General features: G+C 48.8%; 22 protein-coding genes. 2 read left to right on the forward strand and 20 right to left on the reverse strand.

The genetic code is table 11. The annotated features are described in order from the left end of the window. Positions 1-49: 49 nt before the first annotated feature. The 10 genes from hisB to NSB25_RS21255 all read right to left on the reverse strand — a co-directional run bounded on the left by hisB (position 50) and on the right by NSB25_RS21255 (position 8,421). On the reverse strand, positions 50-634 hold the full coding sequence (gene hisB / locus NSB25_RS21210; RefSeq protein WP_103241561.1) for an imidazoleglycerol-phosphate dehydratase HisB: 585 nt from the start codon (positions 632-634) through the stop codon (positions 50-52). A gap of 58 nt (positions 635-692) precedes the next feature. After that, positions 693-1,982 (reverse strand): histidinol dehydrogenase, encoded by a 1,290-nt coding sequence (gene hisD / locus NSB25_RS21215; protein WP_103241560.1) that lies wholly within the window; start codon positions 1,980-1,982, stop codon positions 693-695. A gap of 67 nt (positions 1,983-2,049) precedes the next feature. After that, positions 2,050-2,718 carry an ATP phosphoribosyltransferase gene (hisG, locus tag NSB25_RS21220; protein WP_103241528.1) on the reverse strand — a complete coding sequence of 223 codons (669 nt, stop codon included), beginning with the start codon at positions 2,716-2,718 and terminating at the stop codon, positions 2,050-2,052. Continuing rightward, positions 2,711-3,844 (reverse strand): ATP phosphoribosyltransferase regulatory subunit, encoded by a 1,134-nt coding sequence (gene hisZ / locus NSB25_RS21225; protein ID WP_103241527.1) that lies wholly within the window; start codon positions 3,842-3,844, stop codon positions 2,711-2,713. Before hisZ ends, hisG begins: the two co-directional genes overlap by 8 nt. Positions 3,845-3,998: 154 nt before the next feature. Further along, positions 3,999-4,532 (reverse strand): Holliday junction resolvase RecU, encoded by a 534-nt coding sequence (locus NSB25_RS21230; RefSeq protein ID WP_103241526.1) that lies wholly within the window; start codon positions 4,530-4,532, stop codon positions 3,999-4,001. A gap of 3 nt (positions 4,533-4,535) precedes the next feature. Beyond that, the gene (locus tag NSB25_RS21235) at positions 4,536-5,600 is read right to left on the reverse strand and encodes an RluA family pseudouridine synthase (protein WP_172455234.1); all 1,065 of its coding nucleotides are present in this window, start codon (positions 5,598-5,600) and stop codon (positions 4,536-4,538) included. 38 nt (positions 5,601-5,638) lie between these two features. Next, the gene (locus NSB25_RS21240; RefSeq protein WP_103241525.1) at positions 5,639-6,223 is read right to left on the reverse strand and encodes a hypothetical protein; all 585 of its coding nucleotides are present in this window, start codon (positions 6,221-6,223) and stop codon (positions 5,639-5,641) included. 2 nt (positions 6,224-6,225) lie between these two features. Further along, positions 6,226-6,993: an SDR family NAD(P)-dependent oxidoreductase gene (locus NSB25_RS21245; protein ID WP_103241559.1), complete on the reverse strand. Its 768-nt coding sequence runs from the start codon at positions 6,991-6,993 to the stop codon at positions 6,226-6,228. A gap of 52 nt (positions 6,994-7,045) precedes the next feature. Beyond that, the gene (locus tag NSB25_RS21250; RefSeq protein WP_103241558.1) at positions 7,046-7,702 is read right to left on the reverse strand and encodes an HAD family hydrolase; all 657 of its coding nucleotides are present in this window, start codon (positions 7,700-7,702) and stop codon (positions 7,046-7,048) included. A gap of 8 nt (positions 7,703-7,710) precedes the next feature. Beyond that, complete coding sequence (locus NSB25_RS21255; protein ID WP_103241557.1) at positions 7,711-8,421, reverse strand: pseudouridine synthase; 711 nt, start codon at positions 8,419-8,421, stop codon at positions 7,711-7,713. Between the two features lie 81 nt (positions 8,422-8,502). Between NSB25_RS21255 and NSB25_RS21260 the strand changes: the two genes are divergently transcribed. Continuing rightward, positions 8,503-9,477, forward strand: a complete 975-nt coding sequence (locus NSB25_RS21260; protein WP_103241524.1) for a hypothetical protein — start codon at positions 8,503-8,505, stop codon at positions 9,475-9,477. Here the strand turns inward: NSB25_RS21260 and NSB25_RS21265 are convergent. From NSB25_RS21265 to NSB25_RS21285, 5 genes are all read right to left on the reverse strand, one after another. Continuing rightward, positions 9,432-10,775 (reverse strand): N-acetylmuramoyl-L-alanine amidase family protein, encoded by a 1,344-nt coding sequence (locus NSB25_RS21265; RefSeq protein WP_103241523.1) that lies wholly within the window; start codon positions 10,773-10,775, stop codon positions 9,432-9,434. The two genes, NSB25_RS21260 and NSB25_RS21265, sit on opposite strands and share 46 nt — an antisense overlap. 115 nt (positions 10,776-10,890) lie before the next feature. Continuing rightward, positions 10,891-11,493, reverse strand: a complete 603-nt coding sequence (locus NSB25_RS21270) for a hypothetical protein (RefSeq protein WP_103241522.1) — start codon at positions 11,491-11,493, stop codon at positions 10,891-10,893. Positions 11,494-11,540: 47 nt separating this feature from the next. Further along, positions 11,541-12,032, reverse strand: coding sequence for a pantetheine-phosphate adenylyltransferase (gene coaD, locus NSB25_RS21275; RefSeq protein WP_103241521.1), 492 nt, complete (start codon positions 12,030-12,032; stop codon positions 11,541-11,543). Continuing rightward, complete coding sequence (gene rsmD / locus NSB25_RS21280) at positions 12,029-12,598, reverse strand: 16S rRNA (guanine(966)-N(2))-methyltransferase RsmD (protein ID WP_103241520.1); 570 nt, start codon at positions 12,596-12,598, stop codon at positions 12,029-12,031. Before rsmD ends, coaD begins: the two co-directional genes overlap by 4 nt. Before the next feature lie 20 nt (positions 12,599-12,618). After that, the gene (locus tag NSB25_RS21285) at positions 12,619-14,859 is read right to left on the reverse strand and encodes a DNA gyrase/topoisomerase IV subunit A (protein WP_103241519.1); all 2,241 of its coding nucleotides are present in this window, start codon (positions 14,857-14,859) and stop codon (positions 12,619-12,621) included. Positions 14,860-15,064: 205 nt separating this feature from the next. Between NSB25_RS21285 and NSB25_RS21290 the strand changes: the two genes are divergently transcribed. Beyond that, a complete protein-coding gene (locus NSB25_RS21290) occupies positions 15,065-15,382 on the forward strand; it encodes a DUF1292 domain-containing protein (RefSeq protein ID WP_103241518.1) in 318 nt (105 codons plus the stop codon). Here the strand turns inward: NSB25_RS21290 and NSB25_RS21295 are convergent. From NSB25_RS21295 to recG, 5 genes are all read right to left on the reverse strand, one after another. Then, entirely contained in the window at positions 15,289-17,379 is a 2,091-nt protein-coding gene (locus NSB25_RS21295; RefSeq protein WP_103241517.1) for an ATP-dependent helicase, read from the reverse strand. The genes NSB25_RS21290 and NSB25_RS21295 overlap by 94 nt on opposite strands. Before the next feature lie 193 nt (positions 17,380-17,572). Beyond that, the gene (gene gltX / locus NSB25_RS21300; protein ID WP_103241556.1) at positions 17,573-19,033 is read right to left on the reverse strand and encodes a glutamate--tRNA ligase; all 1,461 of its coding nucleotides are present in this window, start codon (positions 19,031-19,033) and stop codon (positions 17,573-17,575) included. 62 nt (positions 19,034-19,095) lie between these two features. After that, the gene (locus NSB25_RS21305; protein WP_103241516.1) at positions 19,096-21,330 is read right to left on the reverse strand and encodes a DEAD/DEAH box helicase; all 2,235 of its coding nucleotides are present in this window, start codon (positions 21,328-21,330) and stop codon (positions 19,096-19,098) included. Positions 21,331-21,332: 2 nt separating this feature from the next. Further along, positions 21,333-22,202 carry a DegV family protein gene (locus NSB25_RS21310; RefSeq protein ID WP_103241515.1) on the reverse strand — a complete coding sequence of 290 codons (870 nt, stop codon included), beginning with the start codon at positions 22,200-22,202 and terminating at the stop codon, positions 21,333-21,335. A gap of 52 nt (positions 22,203-22,254) precedes the next feature. Next, on the reverse strand, positions 22,255-24,327 hold the full coding sequence (recG, locus tag NSB25_RS21315; protein ID WP_103241514.1) for an ATP-dependent DNA helicase RecG: 2,073 nt from the start codon (positions 24,325-24,327) through the stop codon (positions 22,255-22,257). Between the last annotated feature and the right edge of the window lie 135 nt (positions 24,328-24,462).

Genomic DNA, 24,462 nt, shown 5'->3' on the forward strand with positions numbered 1-24,462 from the left:
CCGTGCCTACACACTTCTTTCTCAGTAGTTTATGATAATCGTTCAGAATTTACAGCATTCCCTTTGTGCTGAGTACATCTCTGATGCGTGGGTCTGTTTCCACCGCCTGGTCCAGCGCTTTCGCAAATGCCTTGAATATGGCTTCTGCCATATGATGGGCATTGCTGCCGCTCAGCAGTCGAATGTGGAGATTCATACCGGCGCTGTAGGATACCGCATAGAAAAATTCTCTCACCAGTTCCGTATCCAGCCCGCCCACCCGCTCTGCGGGAAAGTCACAGTCAAACTGTAAAAAAGGCCGTCCGCTGAGATCCACGGCACACAGCGCCAGCGCATCGTCCATAGGCAGAATAAAATATCCGTATCTGCGGATTCCCTTCTTATCACCCAGGGCTTTTGCCAGGGCCTGTCCCAGCACAATGCCGGTGTCTTCCACCGTGTGATGACCGTCCACATGCAGATCTCCTTTGACCTGACATTTCAGATCAAAGAAACCATGTCTGGAAAATCCTTCCAGCATATGGTCAAAAAAGCCAATACCTGTGGAAATCTCCGATATCCCTGTTCCGTCCAGATTCAATGTGATGGAAATGTCCGTTTCCTTTGTGGTTCTGTCAACAGATGCCGTTCTCATTTTGCTCTCCTCATTCAGTTCCTGTCTCTTCCATTTGAACCGGTTCCGCTTTGCCTGATTACTCAAATCTCACTTTTATGCTGTTGGCATGAGCTGTCAACCCCTCGCTTTCGGCGAAAAGTTCAATTTCTTTGTGTACTTTTTCCAGCGCCTGTGCGGAGTAGGAAATAATGCTGGTCTTCTTCATAAAATCCTCCACATTCAGGGGAGAGAAAAATTTCGCGGTGCCGTTGGTAGGAAGGATATGATTCGGCCCGGCAAAGTAATCGCCCAGAGGCTCCGAGGAGTATTCTCCCAGGAAGATGGCTCCGGCGTTCCGGATTTTCGCCATCACTTCATAGGGATTTGCCGTCAGAATCTCCAGATGCTCCGACGCAATCTCATTGGCGGCATCTATGGCATCCTCCATGGTTTCCGCCACCAGGATATAACCATAATTGTCCAGAGACTTCCGGATGATCTCGCTTCTGGACAGTTTTCCTGCAAAGGCCTCAGCCTCTGTTGAAACCTGCTCTGCCAGTTCCTTTGAGGTGGTGATTAAAATGGCGCTGGCCAGTTCATCATGTTCCGCCTGAGACAGAAGGTCCGCAGCCACATATCTGGGGTTGGCCGTCTCGTCCGCCAGTACCAGAATCTCACTGGGACCGGCGACAGAGTCGATTCCCACGTAACCATATACGGCTTTTTTCGCCAGAGCCACGAAAATGTTGCCGGGCCCGGTGAGCTTGTCCACTTTGGGAATGGATGCCGTTCCGAAAGCCATGGCGGCCACCGCCTGTGCTCCGCCGGCTTTATAGATTTTATCCACTCCGGCAATATGCGCCGCCGCCAGAGTTCCCGGATTTATTTTACCGTCTGCCCCGGGAGGAGTCGTCATGATAATCTCTTTTACGCCGGCAACTCTGGCCGGAATCACATTCATCAGCACACTGGAAGGATACGCAGCCTTCCCGCCCGGGACATAAACCCCGGCTCTCTCCACAGGAGTAAATTTCATTCCCAGGAGACTGCCGTCCTCTCTGGTATCAAACCAGCTGCACCGAAGCTGTTTCTGATGAAACGCCCGGATATTCTCGGCGGAACGCCGGATGACCTGAAGAAGGTTCCCGTCCAGACTGTCGCAGGCCTTCTGGATTTCCGCCTCCTTCACCAGAATATTGTCGGCATCCAGAGCAAAGCCGTCATATTTCTTCGTATATGCAAATAAAGCCTGGTCCCCTTTCTTCCGGACATTCTCCAGTATTTCATTTACCGTTTTTTCATATTCAGAATAATGATTCGGACTTCTCTTCAGCAAATCATTCAGCAGATTGGTTCTGGTTTCAGGTGTCAATTTTACAATTCTCATTTTGTGCCTCTTTTCTTTCATGCCCACATTCCATATGCAGCCGCAGGAATTCCGGCCGCACAGCGTTTCAGTCAGCTCTGTGGGATTCCTCCTCCAGCTTACGCCGAAGTCCTGTCACCAGCGCCTGAATTCTCGCCCTGTCCATCTGCATACTCACCGGATTTACAATCATCCGCGCGGACAGAGTACAGATTTCTTCCAATACTTCCAGACCATTTTCCCGCAGTGTGGAACCGGTTTCCACAATATCCACGATCACTTCCGACAGTCCTGCCAGCGGTCCCAGCTCCACCGAGCCGTTCAGCTTGATGATGTCCACGGTTTGATGCTTTTTATTGTAAAAGTAGTCTTTGGCAATATTCGGATATTTGCTGGATACCCGGATACGCTCGTGATGCAGCAGAAGGTCTCCTGCACAAGCCGGACCACACACGCACATACGGCATTTGCCGAATCCCAGATCCAGCACTTCATATACATTCCGGTTCTCTTCCAGAATGGTATCTCTGCCCACAATGCCGATGTCGGCGGCGCCGTATTCCACATAGGTGGGCACATCCGGGCCTTTTGCCAGAAAAAATTTCAGCTTCTGCTCCTCGTTCACAAAAATCAGCTTCCGGGATGTTTTATCCTTCATTTCCTCACAGAAGATGCCGGCTTCTTCGAACAAAGCCAGGGTCTGATTTGCAAGCCGTCCTTTTGTCAGAGCAAAAGTCAGGTATCTGTTCTCACTCATTGGACACACCTCCAGATTCTGCCGGAATCAGTGCCGCCGATATTCCCCGGCCTCGAAGCGCCTGTGCCTCGGCCAGCTTCTCTCTGTAATCCCCGGGGCGGTAGTAAAGCTTCCGGGGCGGTTCGGTGACCGCAATCTCAATATTCTGACCGGAAAGCGCCTCCAGAATACTGTCAACTACCATGACAAACCCCACCGCCGGGGCCGGCTTTCCGAATTGCTGCAGCAGTTTATCATATCTGCCGCCTTTCACAATGGCTTCCCCCACTCCGTAAGTATAAGCCTTAAAAATCATTCCCGTATAATATCTGTATTTGCTCAACATTCCCAAATCAAAAGAGACATAGTCGGCTGTCCCATACAGCTTCAGAAGGGAATACAGTTCTTCCAGTCTGCGGATGGCGGAAAGGGAACGGGGATTGCAGGCCATGGCGCCGGCGCCGGAAAGAGACCCCAGATCGCCGAACAGATCTGCCACTTTCAGCAGCCTGCTCCTGTAAGGCTCTTCCACATTGCGCTCCTGCAAAAGCTCCTGGGCGGCAAAATAATTTTTCCCGGAGATCAGCGCTCTCAAATCCAGTTCCGTCTCCTCATCCAGTCCTGCCTCTTCGCAAAGTCCCTTAAAATATTCCACATCTCCGATGGCTATCTGGAACCGCTTTAAACCCGTGTTCAGCAGTGCCCGAATCACCAGACTGAGAATCTCCGCGTCCGCTTCCATGGAGGGCTCATTGACAAGTTCCGCTCCCAGCTGGGTCACTTCCTTCAGCTTTCCCTGAAGATTGGAGGTGTTTGTAAAGGTATTTCCCATATAGCTGAAACGTAAGGGAACCTGCTCCTCACAGAAATATTTTGCGGCACATCGGGCTATGGAAGGGGTAAAATCAGGACGAAGCACCAGCGTATTGCCTTCCTTATCGAAGAATTTATAAAGCTCCTTGCTTGGCGTCGTGCCGATTTCTCTGGAAAACACATCAAAAAATTCAAAAGTTGGTGTCTGAATCTCCTCATAGCCATAGAGGCGAATGCTTTCTTTCAGACTGTTTTCCACAGATAACTTTCTGGCGTACTCTCTGCCATAGATATCGCGAACGCCCTCCGGCGTATGTAACAGTTTCTGACTCATGAAGTTGTCTGCCTTTCTCTGCTGTCTGCGCCTTTCTCATCTGCACAGAAAATCCTGTTGTCTCAGCGACGTTTCCACGGGACTTTACCAGAGTAACGCGCTGCTACAACAGTGAATCAAATTGTTTGTAGTATAGCGAAAAAAAAATTTACTGTCAAGCCCTGTCCTCCAAATCCTTTTGCAGCATATCCAGATAGGGAACCATAATTCCATGCTTCCTGGGCAAAATATATTCCGGATTCAGTTCTTCGTATCGAAAGCTTTTTCGGCCGCCTTCTTTTGCACGGTTCCAGAAAAAAAGCAGCATCTGAAGAGGCAGATAATACAGAATATCCTTATGGGTGTAATAAATCAGAAAAAAAGCGATTCCTCCCTGTTTTTCGAATTTCTCCATGAAAGTCACCTGATGTTCATGAATATTCTGCAGGGCAAAAGTATCCACGGCACATTCCTTTGCATCGAAGCATACGGGAATTCCCTGCACCGCACCGATATAGTCTACCGTACTTTTCTGCTCAAAGTAGGCCAGCGTAATCTGGCGATGTTCCCTGTCCATCTTAATAGGAGTAATGGGTGTGGGCACCTTCTGAATCAGCGCAAGACCGGCATCGGAATACTTATCATTTGTTCTGTTAATCATATCCTCCAGTGTGGACCCGCGCAGGCCTCTGGAATTCCATGTAGCCATAACTCACCTTCCAAACAGTTTGTCTTCCAGTTCCGTAAATAATGCCGGACAGGGCGCACAGATACTTTTTCCGCTCAGATTATCAGCTGATTCCCTTAAGGTTTCCGGAAAAGTGACTCTGCAGGCGTGAAGCAGATGATGTTCCAGACCGTATTTTCCCTTCAGCATTCGGTTTACGGAGGCTTTTCCGTATTTGTGATCTCCTGCCAGCGGATGGCCGATTTGAGCCAGGTGGGCACGTATCTGATGGCTTTTTCCGGTAATCAGTTCCACTTCCAGCAGTGTGAACGCATCTGTGACAAGAATGGGCGAGCATACCGTATGGATGGGAGATGCTTTTTCGTCCGGAGCCTGGGAAGAGGGGCTGCCGGAAACCGTCACACGGTTTTCGACGCTGTTTTTTACCAGGTAACCCTGTATGTTCACAGCCTCCTTCAAAGCTCCCACGCAGATGGTACGATAGAATTTGCGGATTCTCCGTTCCCGGATTATGCTGCTCAGAGATTGCAGTCCCGGCAGACTTTTTCCGCAGAGCACAATTCCGCTGGTATTTCTGTCCAGACGGTTGCAGACGGAAGGACGAAAGGTGGAAAGCTCCTCTCCAAATGCGGGATTCTTCTGTAACAGATACCCCGCCAGCCATTCATTTATGCTGATATCTGTACGGACGGCTTTCTGTGTCAGAATACCGCAGGGTTTATTCACAATCAGACAGTCCTCATCTTCGTACAATATGGTAATTCCCTGAAGTCTGGCAAACGCATTCTCATATTCTCTGACTTGCGAAGTGACCCTGCCGCCAGGGAGAGCTTTCCCGGTCTCCGAAGGCGGCCCCGAAAACGAAGGCTGACCTGAAAATTTAGCAAAGGTTTCCTCGGAGAAAAAAAGTTTAACCTCGTCATTCAGCGCAAGAATCTCATTGCCTTCCGCTTTTTTTCCGTTGAGTGTAATGTTTTTTTTACGAAGCATTTTATACAGAAAGCTGTTACCTGCCTCGGGAAGAAGCTTGCGCAGAAATTTATCCAGCCGCTGTCCGGCCTGATTTCTCTCTATTTTACAGGAGTGCATCGTTTTCTCTCCCCCATTCCCATTCTGGCGACAGCCTGTCAGAGTGCAACACTTTTCAGCGAAGCAATCACTGCTTCCGTCCGGGCCACTTCAGCTGTCAGTTCCTTCATCTGTTCCAGCCGTTCCCAGTAGCGCGGCAAACTGGTAAAGATTTTTACCGTGACATTTTTATGTCCGTCCAGTTTCAGGATTTCACTGATATGTTTATTGAACTCGTTTTCCGCAAAATCCGTTCTTTCCGCATAGCCGCAGACTGTATTGCCGCAGACCGCCAGATGGCTGACCACGAAATTTCTCCTGTAAGAGGTGAAAACCATATCGTACAGGCAGCGCAGCCCCTGACTGTGCTCCTCGATTTCGGCGGCTGCCTGTGCTTTGCAGCTTTTGAACCGCAGAAACATCACCGCGCTTACCGCACTTTTACTGGCGGGAAGACAACCCAGAACAGCTACAATACTCAGCAGATTCGCTCTTCTTCCCGTCTGAAGATAACCGGCTGTAAAAAGGGAAATGGAAATGGCAAAATAAATGATGGTGCGGATCACTTCATATTTTTTCTGAGTGCGCAGATAGTTTTTGGTCCCTTTTACACTGCCGGTGGAAAACATTCGTTTCAGCTGCATCTTTACAGTCCTTTCTTTTTCATCTGATTTGTAAGCTCCAGAAGCACTTTATGAGGCACTGCTTTGGAAAGCAGCAGAAATGCTTTCATGGGCAGGCCGCAGACTGACATGGAACGTCTGTGGTAAGCATCCTTCAGGGCAAGCCGCACTACCCTCTCCGGCGTAACCATGGTATATTTCTTTATGGAAAGCGTGGAGCCTGTGGCTTCCGCCAGCTCGAAAAAAGGTGTGTCCACCGGCCCCGGACACACACAGGTAACATAAATGCCGGCAGGCTTCAATTCTTCCCCCAGCGCCCTGGAAAAACTCAGCACATAAGCCTTTGTAGCCGCATATACCGCAAAATCAGGCTGCGGCAGAAATGCGGCGCTGGAGGCGATCTGAATGATACGACTGTTTCGCCGCATATAGGGAAGCACACAGTGGGTTATACCGGTGAGGGCCTGGCAGTTCAGCCGAATCATTCCCAGTTCCATATCCGCATCCTGCTCCGAAAAGCTTCCCATAATGCCATATCCCGCACAGTTAATCAGCATTCTGACTACTGCTCTGTGCCGCAGCAACGCCTGCTTCAGAGAGTTCAGCTCTTTTGTGACATCCAAAGCGAAAATTCTCGTTCTGTGTGTCAGAGTTTCCGCCATCTCTTCCATTCTGTCACGTCTTCTGGCAATCAGCCAGAACTCATCTATATTGTCGAAAAAGGAATCCATCTGCAGCATAAATTCTCTGCCGATACCTGATGAAGCACCTGTTATGATGACAACATTCATATCCATCCCTCCTGCTTTCTGAAATTTACTGCCCTTTCTTCCGCTCTCCGTTTCAGCCCTCCGAGATAAAAAGGCCTCTGAAATCATTGATATAATAATCTGCCAGCGCTTTCTTCTCCTCTCTGCTCTGCAGAGAATAGGCGTCTTCCACAGCGCAGACGCGCATGCCGGCGCTCTTTCCTGCGAGAATCCCCGGCACAATATCCTCGAATACCAGACATCTTGCCGGTGCCACTTCCAACTGCCTGGCTGCTTCCAGGTAGATATCCGGCGACGGCTTTCCCCTGGCCACATCGCAGCCGGTGACAATACTGGTAAAATACGCTCTCAGATTATGAACCTCCGCAACATTTTCCACCAGCTCTCTGGAGTTGCTTGTGGCAATACCCAGTCTGATGCCGTTTTCTCGGCAGCCGTTCAGAAATTCCGGGATACCGGGCTTCAGCGGCACTTCATGCATATATTTATCCCATGCCATCCGGTTCCAGGCAGCCTTGATTTCCTCCAGGGAATCCGGTATGGGAAAATGCTCCTTAAAATAAACGGCCGTCTCACTGAAGCTCATTCCTTCTATCCGGGATTGCAGATCCTCCGGCAGGGAGATCCCGTAGCGCCCAAGGTACTCGATATCAATGGCTTTCCAGAGCCACATGGAATCTACCAGAGATCCATCCATATCGAAAATAACGGCGTCCATATCCCACAACATTTTATGTCTCATTTGCAGCCTCCCAAACTTTTCAGCTTTTGTATTTCTGTTTCCGTAAGCGCTCTGTATTCTCCGGGCTTCAGGTTTTCATCCAACTGCAGGCAGGCGAATTCAGTCCGCTTCAGCGCCAGTACACGATTGTCCACTGCCTGCAGCATACGCTTGATCTGATGGAACTTTCCTTCATGAACCGTGATATATATAATGCTGCCCGTTCCCACAGAGACACGGGCGGGAAGGGTCAGATGTTCTTCACCGATATCCAGTCCCTGTTCCAGTCTGCTTATCTCTTCCTGCGTGAGAGAATGCTCCACTGTCACCTGATAGGTTTTATCCACATGTCGCTTCGGAGACAACAGTAAATGAGCCAGCTCTCCGTCATTGGTGAGCAGAAGCAGGCCGGTGGAATCCTTGTCCAGTCTTCCCACGGGAAAAATGTCCCTTCTCCTGTCCTCCCCCAGCAATGAGACAACCGTATCCGCTGTGTTGTCATTGGTGGCAGAGACAACACCCTCCGGCTTGTGTAACATATAATACACATACTTCCGGTATCGGAGAGACTGTCCCTTAAAAGTGACCTGATCCGTGTTCTCATCAATTTTTTCATCGGGAAACTTTACAGGCTTTCCGTTTACCGTCACCATTCCCTGACGGACAAATGCCTTTACCTGTCCTCTGGTTCCCATATTCATTTCACACAGAAATTTATCAAGACGCATATTACCGCCTTTCCGGGGCACTCATTCCTTTTGCATGATCCGCTGACTGCTCACATACATTGTAGAGAAGGAGTGATTTTCATGAAATTACTGACTGTTGCGTTTCTGATATTGCTGGGCTGTATTCTGACACATTCTCAAATCAGTCTCATTTATGCGGCCATGGGACTGGAACTGTGGTTTCAGAAAATGATCCCGTCTCTGCTGCCTTTTATGATTTTATCCGGGATTATGGTGCGGATGAAATTGACGGACAAAGCGGCCATGGTGATTTACCCTGTTGTCAGACCGGTATTCCGAGTTCGCAAAAATGTATGCTATGCCATGTTAATGGGATTTCTCTGCGGATTTCCCATGGGTGCAAGAGTCGTGGATGATTTATACATACGTGATATGATCTCCAGAAGAGAAGCCGAATATCTTCTTGCATTCTGCAATAATATCGGACCTGTCTACTTTTGCAGCTTTGTGCTGCCCCTTCTGGGCAGAAAACTGGTGCTTCCCTATTTGTTTGGTATGTATGGAATTCCTCTGCTATATGGCTTTATCCTGCGTTACACTTTATTTCAAGATTTGCCTCCATTCCGGGAACCGGAAGGTTCTCCTGCCAAAAGGCATTTTCACCCGGAATTTTCCGAGCTTATCATCTGTGAAGCCGCCCCCGCGAAACGTTCCTTTGCCGAACAGCTTCTGGAGGAGACAGACAATTCCATTCATACTTCTGTTCAGAGTATCCTTTCTCTGGGAGGATATATGATTCTGTTTAACCTGATGAACCTGATTCCTCATATACTGTTGGGACATCCGCTGCCTTTTCTGTCTCCTCTGCTGGAGATTACAGGGGGCCTGAAGCTGCTGGGCACATCCGCACCGCTGTACAGTCTGCTGGCTCTGATTTTCGGCGGCTTTTCCTGTATCGCCCAGACCTATAACTGTATCGGCAATTCGGATTTATCCATTGGATCCTTTGTCAGACACAAACTGTTCCTGACAATGCTGGGCGGCATTTATTACCTTTTCTGGTTTCTTGTATCCCCCGCCTCTTTCCTTCGCTGAAGTCTTTTCTTTTTACGGTTTCGACGCACAATACACTGAGAAACAATGACAAGAACGAGAAGAAGCGCTGCAAAGACAAGGCAGATTTCCAGAAAAACGAGAAAACTCACATCCCGGTCCGCATCCTCTCCGGTATTTTGTACATTTATATCCGCACCCACAGGTACAACTTCAACAGATTCTCCGTCCCCGCTGTCAGGATTCTGGTCAGCCGAAGCTTCCTCCTGCTGAGACGGAAATACCTGGGGGCTGATGTAACAGTTGCTCTCGGTGTATAAATCATACTGGTTATAGGCACGAACAATTACTTTCGGCGCCGTCCCCGGCTGTATGTCCAGATTCAAAGTAAAGGTATCCGGATAATCCCCTGTCAGAGTATCACACTCCGGCCAGCCTTCTCTGGCACTGTAAGTCTTCCCGCCGTCTGTGCTGCAGCTGTAATACAACAGGGGCGAATCGTAATCGGCAGCCGAAACCGCCAGGCTCAAGGTCCCATTTTCATAGTCAGCCTCCAGAAAATCCAGCAGACAGAGATCCGGTTCGGTACTGTCTACCTTTGTCCTGGAAAACGCGGCATCTGCCTCTGTCAGCTGATAATCGGAATAATCCACATTCAGCACACTGCTTTTCAGACCGAAATACTTTGCCACAGCCTCCGCATCCGCCCGGCCGAACTCTCGAAGCTTTTCCTCGCTGTCACAAAAGGAGGCATCCCGGGGTTCGTCCACGTGACAATGTTCCATAATCACTGCCGGGATTTCCCGCTCCACGGATTCTCTGATGATACCATAATAGTCCAGACCATCTTCTCCCAGACGTGTCTTAATGCCTCTCACAAACAGCCCCTTTTCCTTCATAGCCGACAGAAATTCATGGCCGAACTGGTATCCGTATGTATTATAAGGCGCTTCCAAAGGCACCCATACTTCCGAACCGAACAATTCATGATTCAGCGAGGCATTGTAGTGGATGCTGAACAGAAAATCCGCATCTACTGATAATGCAAACTCCGCTCTTTCTTTCAGGGACAAATCCACATCTTCCGTGCGGGTCATATATATCTCCACATTATCGTAAAGAGACAGTTCCTCATACATGGCAAGTGCGGTGGTCAGAGTCATCTGCTTTTCTTCATGATTATTCTCTATAGTCCCCTGGTTTTTACCTCCGTGTCCGGGGTCTATTACTATAATCACTTTCCCGCCTGTATCCTGCAGTCTCGGCGCTGCACAGGCCTGGACAGGAATCAGCAGTCCTGTCATAATCACGGTTAGCAATGTAATTAGAAACCGATACATAAATCATCCTTTCCTGAAAGCCCAGAACCGGGTTCTGCTTACTGTCACTGAAATACAGGAAAGAACCAGCTCCCATATGAAAACCGGTTCTTATCTGTGGTATATGAAATACAGCTTACAAAACATCCAGACTGTCATTATCGGAATGCTTGTCCATGGAAATTCCATCCAGACTATCTTCCACAGGATGAAACGCTCTGATATTGGACTGAATTAAATCACGATATTGTCCAAGGGAGCCCAGCAGTTTATCATAATTTGTACTGGAAGACTGAATGGCAGACAGGACAATGGACTCCAGTTCCCCAAGCCGTTCCTCCGTATACCGGGAAGCCTGCATGCGCAGCTCGTTTGCCTCCATGGTAGCTTTATCCAGGATCTCCTGCGCCTGCCTTGCGGCAGTCGCCACAATTCCATTTGCCTGCGCATAAGCCTGCTGCATGATTTCGTGTTCACTGATCAGCTCATTGGTATGTACTGTAGCCTCGTCAATCAGGGCCTGTGCCTTGGCCCGGGCATCATTCAGAATTGCCTCTTTATTGCTGATGATCTTCTGGTATCTTCTGATTTCATCGGGAGTCTTCATGCGCAGTTCACGCAGCAGTTCGTCAATCTCTTCCTTATTTACGATAATCTCCGAACTGGACATGAATTTAGGCTTACAGCTTTCAATATATTCCTCTAATTCGTCTATCAATTGTTCAATTCTACTGCTCATAAATGCCGCTCCTATTCCGAAATGAATCGCCTTATTCAGTTACCTTCTTACAATACAGATGCCCTGTACTTTTCCTTCATCAGCTTTGCCACAAATTCAGGCACACATTCACTGATGTCTCCGCCGAAGCTTGCAATTTCCTTTACACTGGAAGAACTTAAGTAGGCGTATTCCAGACTTGTCGTGAGAAACACTGTGTCCAGCGCGCCTTTGGACAGCTTTCTGTTGGTCTGGGCAATCTGCAGTTCATATTCAAAGTCCGTAATCGCCCGCAGCCCTCTGACGGCCACATGCATGTTATGTTCAGCCGCATAGTTAATCAGAAGACCGGAAAAGCTGTCCACCTGTACATTGGGAATCTCTTTTGTTGCTTCCTTCAATATCTTAACACGTTCCTCCACAGAAAACAACGGGCTCTTTACTTTATTATTCAAAACACTGACCACCAATACATCAAACATTTCGGAAGCACGTCTGATGACATCGAGATGTCCGAAAGTGACAGGATCAAAGCTTCCGGGATAAACGGCACGTTTCATGATAAATTTCCTTTCTTCAGAAATAAATGTTTGTTGGTTTTATACTTTTTTTCCCTGATGACAGAAAAACCAAGATCCGAAACATAGGAAAAATCCGTCCCCATGGACGCTTCCACAATGATAACGGTATTCTCTGCCGCTAAAGCCACATGATTCAGGACACGAAGAACCTCTCTCTCCAGTCCGCAGTCATAAGGAGGATCCAGGAAAATGAAATCAGCCTTCTCCTGTCCCGCTCTCCTGCCGATACTCTCCAGAGCGATACAGACATCCTGTTTTATTACTATAGCACGATCCGCTGTTTTCGTAAACGAAAGATTTTGCTGAATACAGGATATTGCTCTGGGAGACTTGTCCACAAAGTATGCTTTCCCGGCCCCCCGGCTCAACGCCTCAATCCCCACAGCTCCGCTGCCGCTGAACAAATCCACAAACACACTGCCCGGTATATCCCATTGCAGCATATTAAACAGCGTTTCCCTGATTTTATCTGTAGTCGGCCTCACTTCCAGCCCCTGGGGCGCTTTCAGCGGCAGACTTCTCGCCGTCCCGGCAATTACTCTCATATGTTCACCTCATTTCGAAGCTATGCTTTGATCCTGGTTCCTTTTCCGTCTCGCTTTGCAGTTTTCAGCTTATTGAGCGAAATCTGCTTCCCCTTATATTCAATAAAGGTCTCCACTGTGTTCTGAATGTAATACACCTGTTCCACCGCATCTCTGACGCCGAGTTTCATTCCCCTGACCCCCAGGGCATTCTTCTTCTTCTCCGGGATTTCCTCCAGCGGGAATTTCAGGAAGTATCCTTCTTTTGTTTGCAGCACAATGCTGTTTCGTTCCAGAATAGGCATCACACTGACCACACTGTCGTCCTCGCCCAGTTTGGTGGCTGCCACTGTGCGCTTGGAGACATCAAATTCTCCTCCGTTCACCAGCTTTACCATAGACTGGGCCGTCACAAAGACCACCTGGCGCAGATTCAGCTCTGTCTGACTGGTGATACAGATAATCTCTTCTTTCTCGGAATTGTAATTGCTGATATTGTCAATCGGCACTCCCTTGTCACGAAATCTTCCGTATGGAATGTCCATGACCTTAATGGTATGCAGCTGTCCGGAAGAAGTAAAGAGACAGATTTTTCCTGTATTTTTACAGGGAAATACAAAGCGGCTTTCCGCATCTGCCGCCTCCTTATTGCGCTCATAGACAGCCAGATCCACCGTTTTGGCATATCCAAAACGGTCCATGAGAAATACAACATCTGTTTCTTCTATTTCTTTTTCCTTATAGACAGCTTCCCGGGCGTTCTCAATGACCGTTCTTCTCTTTCGGGCATAGGCTTTTTTATAGCTGTCCAGCTCGTTGACAATGACCTGTGCCATGGAGTCTCTGCGCTCCAGAATATCTTCATAGCGGTAGATATTTGCCATGGTATCGTCATGTTCTTTTATCAGCGCCTCGATTTCCAGACCGATTAATTTATAGAGCCGCATCTCCAGTATGGCGTTGGCCTGCTTCTCCGTAAAGGCCAGCTGCTCTGCCATGATTCTGGACTCTCTGGACTTAAACTTTATGCCTGCTGTTTTTCCTTCCACCAGACAGGCTTTCGCCATATTTCTGTCCCGGGATCCCCGCAGAATTTCTATGATCAGGTCAATGACATTACAGGCCTTGATCAGTCCCTCCTGAACTTCCTTTCTGTCCAGCTCCTTTGCCAGAAGATTATTATATTTTCTGGTGGCAATCTGAAACTGAAAATCCAGATTGGCTTTCAGGACTTCCTTCAGTCCCATGATTTCAGGCCTGCCGTCGCAGATGGCAAGCATGTTGACACCGAAAGTATCCTCCAGCCTGGTCTTTTTATAGAGCAGATTTACAAAATTCTCTGCGTCGGCATCCTTTCGAAGCTCAATGACGATACGGATGCCTTCCTTGGAGGACTGATTCGAAATATCTGTCACATCCACCGTTTTTTTCGTTTCCACCAGCGCAGCCACGTCGGACAGAAATTTTGCGATATTCATACCGATCATAGGATAAGGGATTTCCGTGATCACCACATTGATTTTGCCGCTCTTTTGCTTTTCAAACTCTACCTTACCCCGCACTTTGATCTTGCCGGTGCCGGTCTCATATATTTGTAACAGATCATCTTTATTGGTGACAATGCCGCCGGTGGGGAAATCAGGCCCCTTGATGTAGCGCATCAGTTCTCCGGTGGTTATGGCATCATTCTGCATACAGGCCTTCATGGCGTCGATCACCTCCCCCAGATTATGCGGAGGTGTGCTGGTGGCCATTCCCACTGCGATTCCCTCGGAGCCGTTTACGAGAAAATTGGGAATTTTCACCGGCAGGACTGAAGGTTCTTTTTCTGTCTCATCAAAATTGGGAACAAAATCCACCACATCTTTATCCAGATCCCCCAGGAAGGCTTCCTGTGTCACCCGCTGCAGTCTGGCCTCTGTATAACGCATGGCAGCGGCGCCGTCGCCTTCTATATTGCCGAAGTTGCCGTGACCATCCACCAGAGGAAGCCCTCTTTTGAAGTCCTGTGTCATAACCACCAGCGCATCATAAATGGAGCTGTCGCCGTGGGGATGGTATTTACCCATAGTATCCCCTACAATACGGGCGCTTTTTCTGTAGGGTCTGTCATAGCGGATACCAAGCTCATACATGTCGTACAGGGTACGGCGCTGTACAGGCTTCAGCCCGTCTCTGACGTCAGGCAGCGCCCGGGCGATGATAACGCTCATTGCATAGTCAATAAATGACTTCTGCATCTCCTCGGAATACTCTGTTTTTATGATTCTGCTGTCGTCCATTCTTATCTAACCTTTCTTTATTTCTGTTTTTGTAACCGCTTCTCATCATAGCTATGCCATAAATCTCATTATCAAAGTTTTATTATACTATCTTTCTCGTAAAATTGCTATCTTTTTCTCGCGGCAGAGGGGCTGAACTGTTACCTTGCGTAATCATCGGAAAAAAGGTATAATGGATTTATTCAAACATACAGGAGGTTTTCTTATGGAAAAGAAAAACGATTACGAAGACGAGGAAATGACGGTAGAGTTGGAACTGGATGACGGTACAGTGGTAAACTGCGCCGTAATTACCATTCTGACCGTGGAATCCAAAGATTACATCGTGCTGCTCCCCCTGGACGAAAACGGGGAAAACGAGGACGGTGAAGTATGGTTCTACAGCTACAGTGAAAATCCGGAGGATCCCAACGAAGAACCGGTGCTGGATTATATCGCGGATGACGAGGAATATGAAAAAGTATCCGAGGCTTTTGACGAGTATCTCGACAGCTGTGAATTTGACGAGCTGATAGACGAGTGAGAGAAAAGCGGATTCAGAAATCTGGAAGGCTGCCTGGGGCGTTCTTTTGTACCGGTCAGGTACAGAAGCTCCAGGCATTTTTTTGCCCTTGTCATAGCCACATAAAAAATCCGCCTCTCCTCTTCTACTGTCTTCTCGTCCGGCATGGAGCCATGAGGAAAAATTTTCTCATTGCAATCCGGAATCCACACTCTGTCAAATTCCAGCCCCTTTGCCCCGTGTACAGTCAGCAGCTGCACCGGATTCATCTTACACTGGCTCGCTGCCGTTTCCTTTCCCCGGGGATACTGCCGTCCGGAAGCAGCTTTCTCCTGATTCTCTTCCAGAGACTTTGTATAATCCCGCTGAAAGCTCTGCCATTCTTCAAGACTTTCATATGCGGCCGCATCTTCTTTCAGCCAGTCCAGCAGTTCCAGCCATTCCTGCCATTTATCGCTGTCCGTCCCGGAAAGTGTCTTCAGATACTGCTCATATCCCATTGCTTTCAGAATATAGCTGATTGCCGGGCGCAGAGAAAAGCTTCCGATACTCCGAAACTGGCGTTCAAAGCGCAGCAGTTCTTCCGTCACATGAGTTTTCTTCGCTTCCGGCAATGGAGCTCTGACATAATAGGCCCGTATCCTCTCAAAATTTATCTCGCCTTCTCCCAGAGCTTCCCTGCTGATATAGCGGGACGGTTTATTCATGACACGCAGCATATGTTCCCGTTTCCCCTGCCCATACCCAATCTGCAAATAAGCCATAATATCCTGAACGATAAAATGATCATAAATGCTCTCTGTCCGCTCTTTCATCTCATAGGGCAGAGCCGCTGATTTCAGCCTGGCCGCAAAGTTCTGCATATAGGCATTGGTGCGAAAAAGCACAGCACAGCTTTCGCCTGTCTGAAGCCATGGGGACAGGGACTGTATCATGTGGCTGTATTGTTCATCTCTTTCGGCAAAGCCATAGAGAGCCACCGGCCCGTTAAGGCTTCCTGCTCCCGCTGTGACTGACTGTCCCGTTTCTTCCCCGCTTCTCTGTGCCGTCAGATACTCCAGGTCCGGTGGTTTTGCGGCAGCCTGCAGCTGCTTTTCAAATCTATCCTTATTTTCCCCGATGACAGCCAGGGACGCCTGAACAATCTCATGTCTGCTTCTGTAATTGACAGCCAGCAGAAATTGTTTTGCCTGAAATTCTTCAGAAAACCGCCTTAAGCATTCCGGCCGGGACCCTCTGAATCCATAAATGGACTGGTCATCATCCCCTACAGCAAAAATCTGACAGGACGCCGCAGTCAACAGCTTTACCGCCTCATACTGGACCGGATTGATATCCTGGAATTCATCGATTAATATGTGCCGAAAACGGCTTTGCCAGTACATTCTGACCGATTCATTGTCCTGCAGCAGCATTTTACATTCATAAAGCATATCGTCAAAGTCAAGCCGTCCTGTCTTTTTTACAGCAGTTCCGTAATCTCTGCAGATTCTCTCAAAGTACGGCTGCCACTTTCCGGAAACCTTCTCTCCCGCAGCCGACAGTTCCATGGTATTTTTGTAATAACTGATGGCGGACAGAATTTTGGCGGCATCGTCATGCAGACTGTTTTCATTCTCCCGGGAAGCTTCGCCTGAGTTCTCCTCCTGACTGGTTTCATATTTCTTCAGTATGGGAAGTAAAAGAGCGCTTTTTTCAGAATGACCAAGAAGCTGATTCGATTTGAGGGTATGGGATTCTCTCAGAATATGAAAAAAGATAGAGTGAAAGGTTCCGAAGTTAACAGGATATGCGGCGGACGCCATTTCCTGAAAGCGGCTCTGCATGGACAGAGCAGCCTCCTTCATAAAAGTAATCACCAGGATGGATTCCGGAGGGATTCCCTGCTCCAGCAGATAAAGAATCCTGTTCGTAATGGTGTAAGTCTTGCCGCTTCCCGGCCCGGCAAGCACAAGGCATGGGCCGCATAAGTACATAATTGCGGCTTTCTGTGCCTCATTGGCATTTGTTAAATCCATTTCGTATCCTCTCTTTCTGAAATTGTCAGGCAGAGACGCGGAATGTATGCTTTCGGGGCGTCTCTGCCGATGTGTGTGAAAAATTTCGGCAGAAACTGCCCGAATGTGCGAATGCACCTTTCACAGATTTGTCCTGATAGTGATATGATAATTCAGTTCCGATAATCTGTCAACCTGTTGCCGGAAAATATTTTCAGCCTTCCCGCAGCATTTCGATTCCTCTGCGGATTCTCTCCAGAGACGCTTCCTTGCCCAGCACTTCCATAATCTCGGTGGCGCCTGCAGGCGTGGTCTGCTTTCCGGATACTGCCGTTCGGATGGGCCACATCACATAACCGTTTTTGCATCCTTTTTCCGCCACATACTTTGTCAGTGTCTCATAGAGCGCATCGTTGCTGTAATCTTCCTGTGCCTCCAGCAAAGGCAGCACTTCCTGCAGAACTTCCAGGGAAGAAGCCGCATTCGTCTTCATTTTCTTATGGGTATACATGGAAATGTCGTATGCCGGCAGTGCCTCAAAGAAATCCACCATCTCCACAATATCCGGAAACACTTCGATACGTGTCTTTACCATGGCGGCTATTTTACGCAGATCCAGCTCCTTTGTCAACGCTTTTTTCAGGAAAGGTTCCGCCATTTCACAGAAGGTATCAAAATCCATTGCCTTGATATACTCGCCGTTCATCCAGCGCAGCTTCACCATATCAAATACCGCCGGGGATTTGCTGATTCTGTGATAATCAAATTCTTTAATCAGTTCATCCAGCGAGAAAATCTCTCTGTTGTCCTCCGGGCTCCAGCCCAGCAGAGCGATGAAATTCACGATGGCCTCCGTGAGAAAGCCCTGCTCCAGCAGGCCTTCAAAGGATTCGCTTCCTCCTCTTTTGGCAAGCTTTTTATGATTTTCATCTGTCACCAGCGGCAGATGAACGTATTTGGGCGCCTCCCAGCCGAATGCGTCATAAAGGCGCGCATACTTGGGCGAAGAAGACAGATACTCGTTACCGCGGACCACATGCGTGATATTCATAGTGTGATCATCCACCACATTGGCAAAATTGTAAGTGGGAAATCCGTCCGACTTAATCAGTATCATATCGTCCAGCTCTGCATTTTCCACAGTGATGTCTCCGTATAATTCGTCATGGAATGTGGTGGAGCCTTCCGCCGGATTGTTCTGCCGGATAACAAAGGGCTTTCCCGCCGCCAGATTTGCCTCCACTTCCTCCCTGGAGAGCGAAAGACAATGCTTGTCATAAATGGAAATCTCTTTCCCTTCCACTACCTCCGTTTTCAGGGAGGCAAGCCGCTCTTTGTCACAGAAGCAGTAATAGGCTTCCCCTTTTTCAATTAACTCTTCGGCATATTTCATATAGATTCCGGTCTTAATCCGCTCACTCTGTACATAAGGGCCATAGCCGCCGTCTTTATCCGGCCCCTCGTCATGAATCAGACCTGTCTTCTCCAGCGTACGGTAAATAATCTCCGTGGCGCCTTCCACATAGCGCTCCTGATCGGTGTCCTCGATTCTGAGCATAAAATCGCCGCCCTCATGCTTTGCGATTAAAAATTCGTACAGCGCTGAGCGCAGGTTTCCCACATGCATTCTTCCTGTAGGACTGGGGGCATATCTTGTTCTGATTTTCATAGTCATTCCTCTTTCTGCTGTTCCTTGTGTTTCTTTTCTATCTGCAATTCTGAACATTTCCTTCTATTTTAATCCCCTTTTGGGGAAACCGCAATATTAAAATCACACATATCTCTTTTTAGCCCGTTCAGATCCAGATAGTCTTCGATAAACTGCTTCCGGAGAAGGGAAAACGGAATAAATTCATTGTACTTACCATTCATCTGCACCTTGTCAGGCAGCGGCAATTCATTCAGGTCCAGCTCCGAATGCAGGATATCGTGAATGATTTCCTCCAGCGCCTCCGGCGTGCCCTCGAAAAAAATTTCCAGGTAAATGCAGGTATTCCAGGGTATTTTACTCTTGATTCTGCGGTGCAGCAGAGCAAAGTGAAGCGTCACCAGCTGTCTGGTGCCCACCCAGGGGAAGACCGCATACTTTTTGTCGGACAGCGGTGTAATCAAATGCTCCAGAATGCCGCTGTTTCTCGCAATATACTGAATTTCCGTCAGCCGCTCTCCGCATCTGTCACTCAGATAAGGATAAGATTCGTCCTGCTTCATCACACTGCGGATCTTCCGGACCAGAACGGTATGAAACTCGGCTTCGAAATCTCTGTCCCAGTCCACCACGGAAATGCCGGGGATGCGTTTCACAAAAATCACTTTGGACTTTACATTGATATCCACTGTCTCCCAGGACAACCCTGCCAGCGCAAAGCGCATACCCACGGGATAAGGCTTGTCCACTGTACCGATGGTCCGGTTTTCATCCTTCACCAGGAAATATTCCGGCGCCAGGAATACCGTGAGAAACTTGTGACTGTTAATTTCTTTCTCTCCCCTGCGGCCTACAATAATCCCGCCGCGCTCCGTGCGCTCCAGCTGTTCTATCTCAATCAGATGCTGCAGCAGTTTCCGGTAATCTTCCTGGGGAATCCGGCGAAAGCACCCCAGCTTCAACACCATCTGGGCCAGACCGGCAGGAGACATCTCTCCGTTGCTTTTCAGACAGCACATGGTCTGGTGATAGAGAAGATTATATGCATGATTTCTCGGCGGTATGGGTTCCAGCCAATGCTCCCGTAAATAAAGCTCGATGATGGCAATGGTCCGGATAAATTCCCAGTTAATAGGTCCCAGGATATCCGAGGAATTGATCTTGATACTTTCCACAAAAGTGAAAAGCAGCTGCGGAACCTGTCCCCGTCTTCCGCAGCGTCCCAGACGCTGGGCAAAAGCGGAGACATTTAAAGGTGCCCCAATCTGCACGGCCTGATCCAGAGAGCCGATATCAATTCCAAGCTCCAGAGTGACAGTGGCACCGGTGACAATTTTCTCGTCGCCGGATTTCATTTCATCTTCCGTATTCTCCCGAAGAAGTGCGGACACGTTTCCATGATGGACTCTGTAGACATCCGGAGCCTTCTTTTTCAGTGCGAGCTCCCGCAGATTTGCCATTACAAGTTCAATCTCTTCCCGGCTGTTGGCAAAAACGATCGTCTTCTTGTCCAGTGTCTGCTGAAAGAGATATTCGTAATGTTCACGGTCTCCGATATCGCCGCCAGTATCTGCATGTATCATATTCTGACTGCCGTTTCGCTCCACAAAATCCCGCTTGTCCGCATAATTGACAAATCGCTCGATATGAAGCCGGACACGTTTTTTCCCCTCATTTACCAGGGGAGCGGCACAATCCCGCCCTGTGCCGGTGTTCAGCCAGGTTTTGGCCGCGGATACATCACCCAGAGTGGCGGACAGCCCGATTCTCCGGGGAATCACTCCTGTCAGAGCCTGCAGGCGCTCCAGAACGCACAGAAGCTGTAAGCCCCTTTCATCCCGCATAAAGTGATGTACCTCGTCAATAATGACAAAACGCAGATCTGAAAACAGAGAGAGACAGGCGCCCCGTTTGTTGGTCAGCAGACTTTCCAGAGATTCCGGTGTGATCTGAATCAGTCCTTCCGGATTCTTAAGCAGCTTTTCCTTACTGTTCACGGATGCATCCCCATGCCATTTCGTCACAGGAATGTGGGAATCCAGAAGCAGTAATTCCAGCCTTTTGAACTGATCGTTTATCAGCGCTTTCAGGGGTGAAATATACATGACGCCCACAGAGCGGGAAGGATGATTGTAAAGCTCCGTGAGAACCGGCAGAAAGGCCGCCTCTGTCTTGCCGGAGGCGGTGCCGGAAGAAAGCAGCAGGTTATCGTCGCTGTCGAAAATCACCTCGCAGGCAGCCACCTGATTGCCATGCAGCTCCTCCCACTTATTCTGATAGATGAAATCCTGGATAAAAGGTGCAAGTCTGCTGAATACGTCCATACTCAAACCTCAATTTTCCTGCAGCAGGCAAAAGCCAGCGCCCCGGGCCCGATATGACAGGCCACACTCAGAGAAAGTGCATCAATGTGTATGTCATATCCGGGGAAGACCTCTTCTATTTCCCGACGGTACTCCTGAGCTGCCTCCAGATTTGCCGTATGGGCAATCTGAAGCCATATATGTTTATCTTCGGTCATTCCGCCGAAACGATTCTCAATATCGCTCTTAATTGCATTCATCATAATCGACTTGCCCTGATTGGTGGTTCTGGCTTTTGCAAAAGCATCCAGCTTATCTCCCTGAATCTGCAGTACGGGCTTCAGCCGCAGCATGGTGCCAATGGCCGCAGCGGCAGGCGTGATTCTGCCTCCCTTTTTCAGATAATACAGGGTGTCCAGCATAATGTAAATGCTGCTGTTGAACTTATCTGCTTCCAGAAACTCTCTGATTTGCCTTGCATTCATCCCTTTTCCGGCCAGAAGCTTTGCATCCAGGCAGGACTGTCTCTGGGTAACGGAAATCCGCTGATTATTTACCACCTGAACCTTACCCTCATACTCCTCCGCCAGGATCATGGCGCTCTGACAGGAGCCGGACAGGCCGCTGCTCATGGGAATGTGCACAATTTCATCACACTCCTTCAGCAGCGTATCCCAGAGTTTCATGACAGACTCCGGGCTGGGCTGGCTTGTCCCGATATTCGCCCCCGACGCCAGCTTATCATAGAATTCCTCCTGGGTCAGGTCAATATCCTCATAGAATGTCTCCTCGTTAATCATAAAAGGCATGGGCAGCACATGGATTCCCAGTTTCCTTCCCGCTTCCTGGGTGATACCGCTGTTGCTGTCCGTAACAATTGCTATCTCCGGCATAACTTCCTCCTGCATATAAATAATAGATAAAAATACTGTTACTATTCTACCGTTACAGCGTACGAAAGTCAACACTGTCTGCTGCTGTTTCCGACAGATGAACACGCAGAAGTGCATTTTCCGGCTGCCTAAGCTCCGGATCCTCCTGCAGAAGCTCGTCAACAGCATCCGAAGCCTGCTTTAACACAGATGCATCCGAATAAATGTCTCCGATTCGGAAGGAGAATTCTCCGCTCTGTCTGATTCCGAACAGGTCTCCGGGCCCCCGGAGCTTCAGGTCTTGTGAGGCAATAAAAAATCCGTCATTTGATTTATTCAGTATTTCCAGCCGTTCCATGGTGTCCTTTTTCTCACTGCCGCTGACAAAAATACAGTAGCTCTGATGTTTTCCTCTTCCCACACGTCCCCGCAGCTGATGAAGCTGAGCCAACCCAAACCGTTCCGCATTTTCCACCATCATCACAGTGGCGTTGGGTACGTTGATTCCCACCTCTATGACCGTGGTGGACACCAGCACATCAATTGACCTGGCAGCAAATTCCTCCATAATCCGGTTTTTATCCGCAGGCCGCATTTTTCCATGGAGAAACGCAACCTGAATGCCCGGAGGCAGTGCATTTCTCAGCTTTTCCGCATAATCCACTACATTTTCCAGCACAGGACTGCCTTCCGTATCCTCCTCGTCGCCCGCTATCTGAGGGCAGATGACATAAACCTGCCGCCCCTTTTCCACCTCTCCCGCAATAAATTTGTAGGCCTTTGGCCGATAGGCAGTTCCCACCACACAGTTCTTAATGGGCAGGCGGTCGGCGGGCATTTCGTCAATGACAGAGATGTGCAGATCTCCATACAGAATGATAGCAAGGGTTCTGGGAATGGGGGTGGCGCTCATGACCAGAATATGAGGGGTATTTCCCTTCCCGGCCAGGTGTTCCCGCTGTCTGACGCCAAAGCGGTGCTGTTCGTCGGTGACAACCAGCGCCAGAGAAGCATACTGCACTTTTTCCTGAATCAGCGCATGGGTGCCTATAATCAGATTGGCCTCTCCTGAGGCAATCTGTCCGTAAACCTGTTTTTTCTCTTTGCTGCTCATGGAACCCACCAGCAGCACAGGCCGGAAAATCAGACCGTATTTTCCGGCATATTCCGTTATGGTTTCGTAATGCTGTATTGCCAGCACTTCGGTAGGTGCCATCAGGGCTCCCTGGTATCCGTTCGCCGCGGTCATCAGAAGCGCCAGAACAGCCAGAATCGTTTTGCCGGATCCCACATCCCCCTGAATCAGACGGTTCATACAGCAGGGAGAGCTTAAATCTTCCTTTATTTCTTTCCATACCTTTTCCTGGGCTTTTGTCAGCGGAAACGGCAGCTGCTCCAGAAAGCGGACTGTGTCGGCCGTCTCCATCATGGGATGAGAATTGCTCAGCTGCTCGCAGAATTCTCTGTTTTTCCTCATAAGAAATAAAAAAGAGAAGAACTCATCGAACACAATCCGTCTTCTTGCCCGTATCAGGGCATCATAATCGTCTGGAAAATGGATGGTTTCCACAGCCTCACGTTCAGGTATCAGATTATTTTTTTTCAAAATCGTCTGGTTATAATATTCAGTTCCAAAGTCATACAGAGACAGCACCTGCTTCACACATTTCTGTATTGCCTGATTGGTGAGGCCTTTTGTCAGAGAATAGCGTGGAATCAGCCGATTGGTCAGCTTCCGGTAGTCTTCCGGAGAATAAATTTTAGGCTGTTCCATGACTCCGGCATTCCCGCGCCTGTGTATCACGCCTCTGAAAATGTAAAAGCCTCCCCGTTTTAAAGTCTTTTTCAGGAAAGGCATATTATAAAAAGTCAGCGTCAGGCTGCCGGAGGCATCCGACACATTCAGATTGAGAATGTGCAGTTTCCCGGCCCTCTTTTCGCTCAGAATTCCCGTCACGGCGGCATAGACGGCAGCCGCTTCCTCCCGTGGAGCCTGCGCGATTTTCACCGGTTCAGCGAAGGTTTCATAATCTCTGGGATAATCGGCAAGCAGATCACCCACTGTTTTGATATTCAGCTTTGCATACAGCTTCTGTGTCTTCTCACCCACACCTTTCAGTTCCGTTATAAGTGTACTTTTCTTCACAGAGAAGACTCCTTTCCGACAGATGAGACTGTCCGCAGTCAGATCTGGATTTCCCGCCGGACTGACACAGCCGAAATTTCGAAAATCCAGTAAACACGGAATAAGAGAGACAGCCTCATTCTGTCTCCCTTATTG

Origin of the sequence: Acetatifactor muris (assembly GCF_024623325.1) — a bacterium.
Classification (GTDB): Bacteria; Bacillota; Clostridia; order Lachnospirales; family Lachnospiraceae; genus Acetatifactor; species Acetatifactor muris.

Coding starts and splice junctions, on each gene's coding strand:
- hisB (WP_103241561.1), bottom strand. CDS start 634: ATGAGAACGGCATCTGTTGACAGAACCACAAAGGAAACGGACATTTCC.
- hisD (WP_103241560.1), bottom strand. CDS start 1,982: ATGAGAATTGTAAAATTGACACCTGAAACCAGAACCAATCTGCTGAAT.
- hisG (WP_103241528.1), bottom strand. CDS start 2,718: ATGAGTGAGAACAGATACCTGACTTTTGCTCTGACAAAAGGACGGCTT.
- hisZ (WP_103241527.1), bottom strand. CDS start 3,844: ATGAGTCAGAAACTGTTACATACGCCGGAGGGCGTTCGCGATATCTAT.
- NSB25_RS21230 (WP_103241526.1), bottom strand. CDS start 4,532: ATGGCTACATGGAATTCCAGAGGCCTGCGCGGGTCCACACTGGAGGAT.
- NSB25_RS21235 (WP_172455234.1), bottom strand. CDS start 5,600: ATGCACTCCTGTAAAATAGAGAGAAATCAGGCCGGACAGCGGCTGGAT.
- NSB25_RS21240 (WP_103241525.1), bottom strand. CDS start 6,223: ATGCAGCTGAAACGAATGTTTTCCACCGGCAGTGTAAAAGGGACCAAA.
- NSB25_RS21245 (WP_103241559.1), bottom strand. CDS start 6,993: ATGAATGTTGTCATCATAACAGGTGCTTCATCAGGTATCGGCAGAGAA.
- NSB25_RS21250 (WP_103241558.1), bottom strand. CDS start 7,702: ATGTTGTGGGATATGGACGCCGTTATTTTCGATATGGATGGATCTCTG.
- NSB25_RS21255 (WP_103241557.1), bottom strand. CDS start 8,421: ATGCGTCTTGATAAATTTCTGTGTGAAATGAATATGGGAACCAGAGGA.
- NSB25_RS21260 (WP_103241524.1), top strand. CDS start 8,503: ATGAAATTACTGACTGTTGCGTTTCTGATATTGCTGGGCTGTATTCTG.
- NSB25_RS21265 (WP_103241523.1), bottom strand. CDS start 10,775: ATGTATCGGTTTCTAATTACATTGCTAACCGTGATTATGACAGGACTG.
- NSB25_RS21270 (WP_103241522.1), bottom strand. CDS start 11,493: ATGAGCAGTAGAATTGAACAATTGATAGACGAATTAGAGGAATATATT.
- coaD (WP_103241521.1), bottom strand. CDS start 12,032: ATGAAACGTGCCGTTTATCCCGGAAGCTTTGATCCTGTCACTTTCGGA.
- rsmD (WP_103241520.1), bottom strand. CDS start 12,598: ATGAGAGTAATTGCCGGGACGGCGAGAAGTCTGCCGCTGAAAGCGCCC.
- NSB25_RS21285 (WP_103241519.1), bottom strand. CDS start 14,859: ATGGACGACAGCAGAATCATAAAAACAGAGTATTCCGAGGAGATGCAG.
- NSB25_RS21290 (WP_103241518.1), top strand. CDS start 15,065: ATGGAAAAGAAAAACGATTACGAAGACGAGGAAATGACGGTAGAGTTG.
- NSB25_RS21295 (WP_103241517.1), bottom strand. CDS start 17,379: ATGGATTTAACAAATGCCAATGAGGCACAGAAAGCCGCAATTATGTAC.
- gltX (WP_103241556.1), bottom strand. CDS start 19,033: ATGACTATGAAAATCAGAACAAGATATGCCCCCAGTCCTACAGGAAGA.
- NSB25_RS21305 (WP_103241516.1), bottom strand. CDS start 21,330: ATGGACGTATTCAGCAGACTTGCACCTTTTATCCAGGATTTCATCTAT.
- NSB25_RS21310 (WP_103241515.1), bottom strand. CDS start 22,202: ATGCCGGAGATAGCAATTGTTACGGACAGCAACAGCGGTATCACCCAG.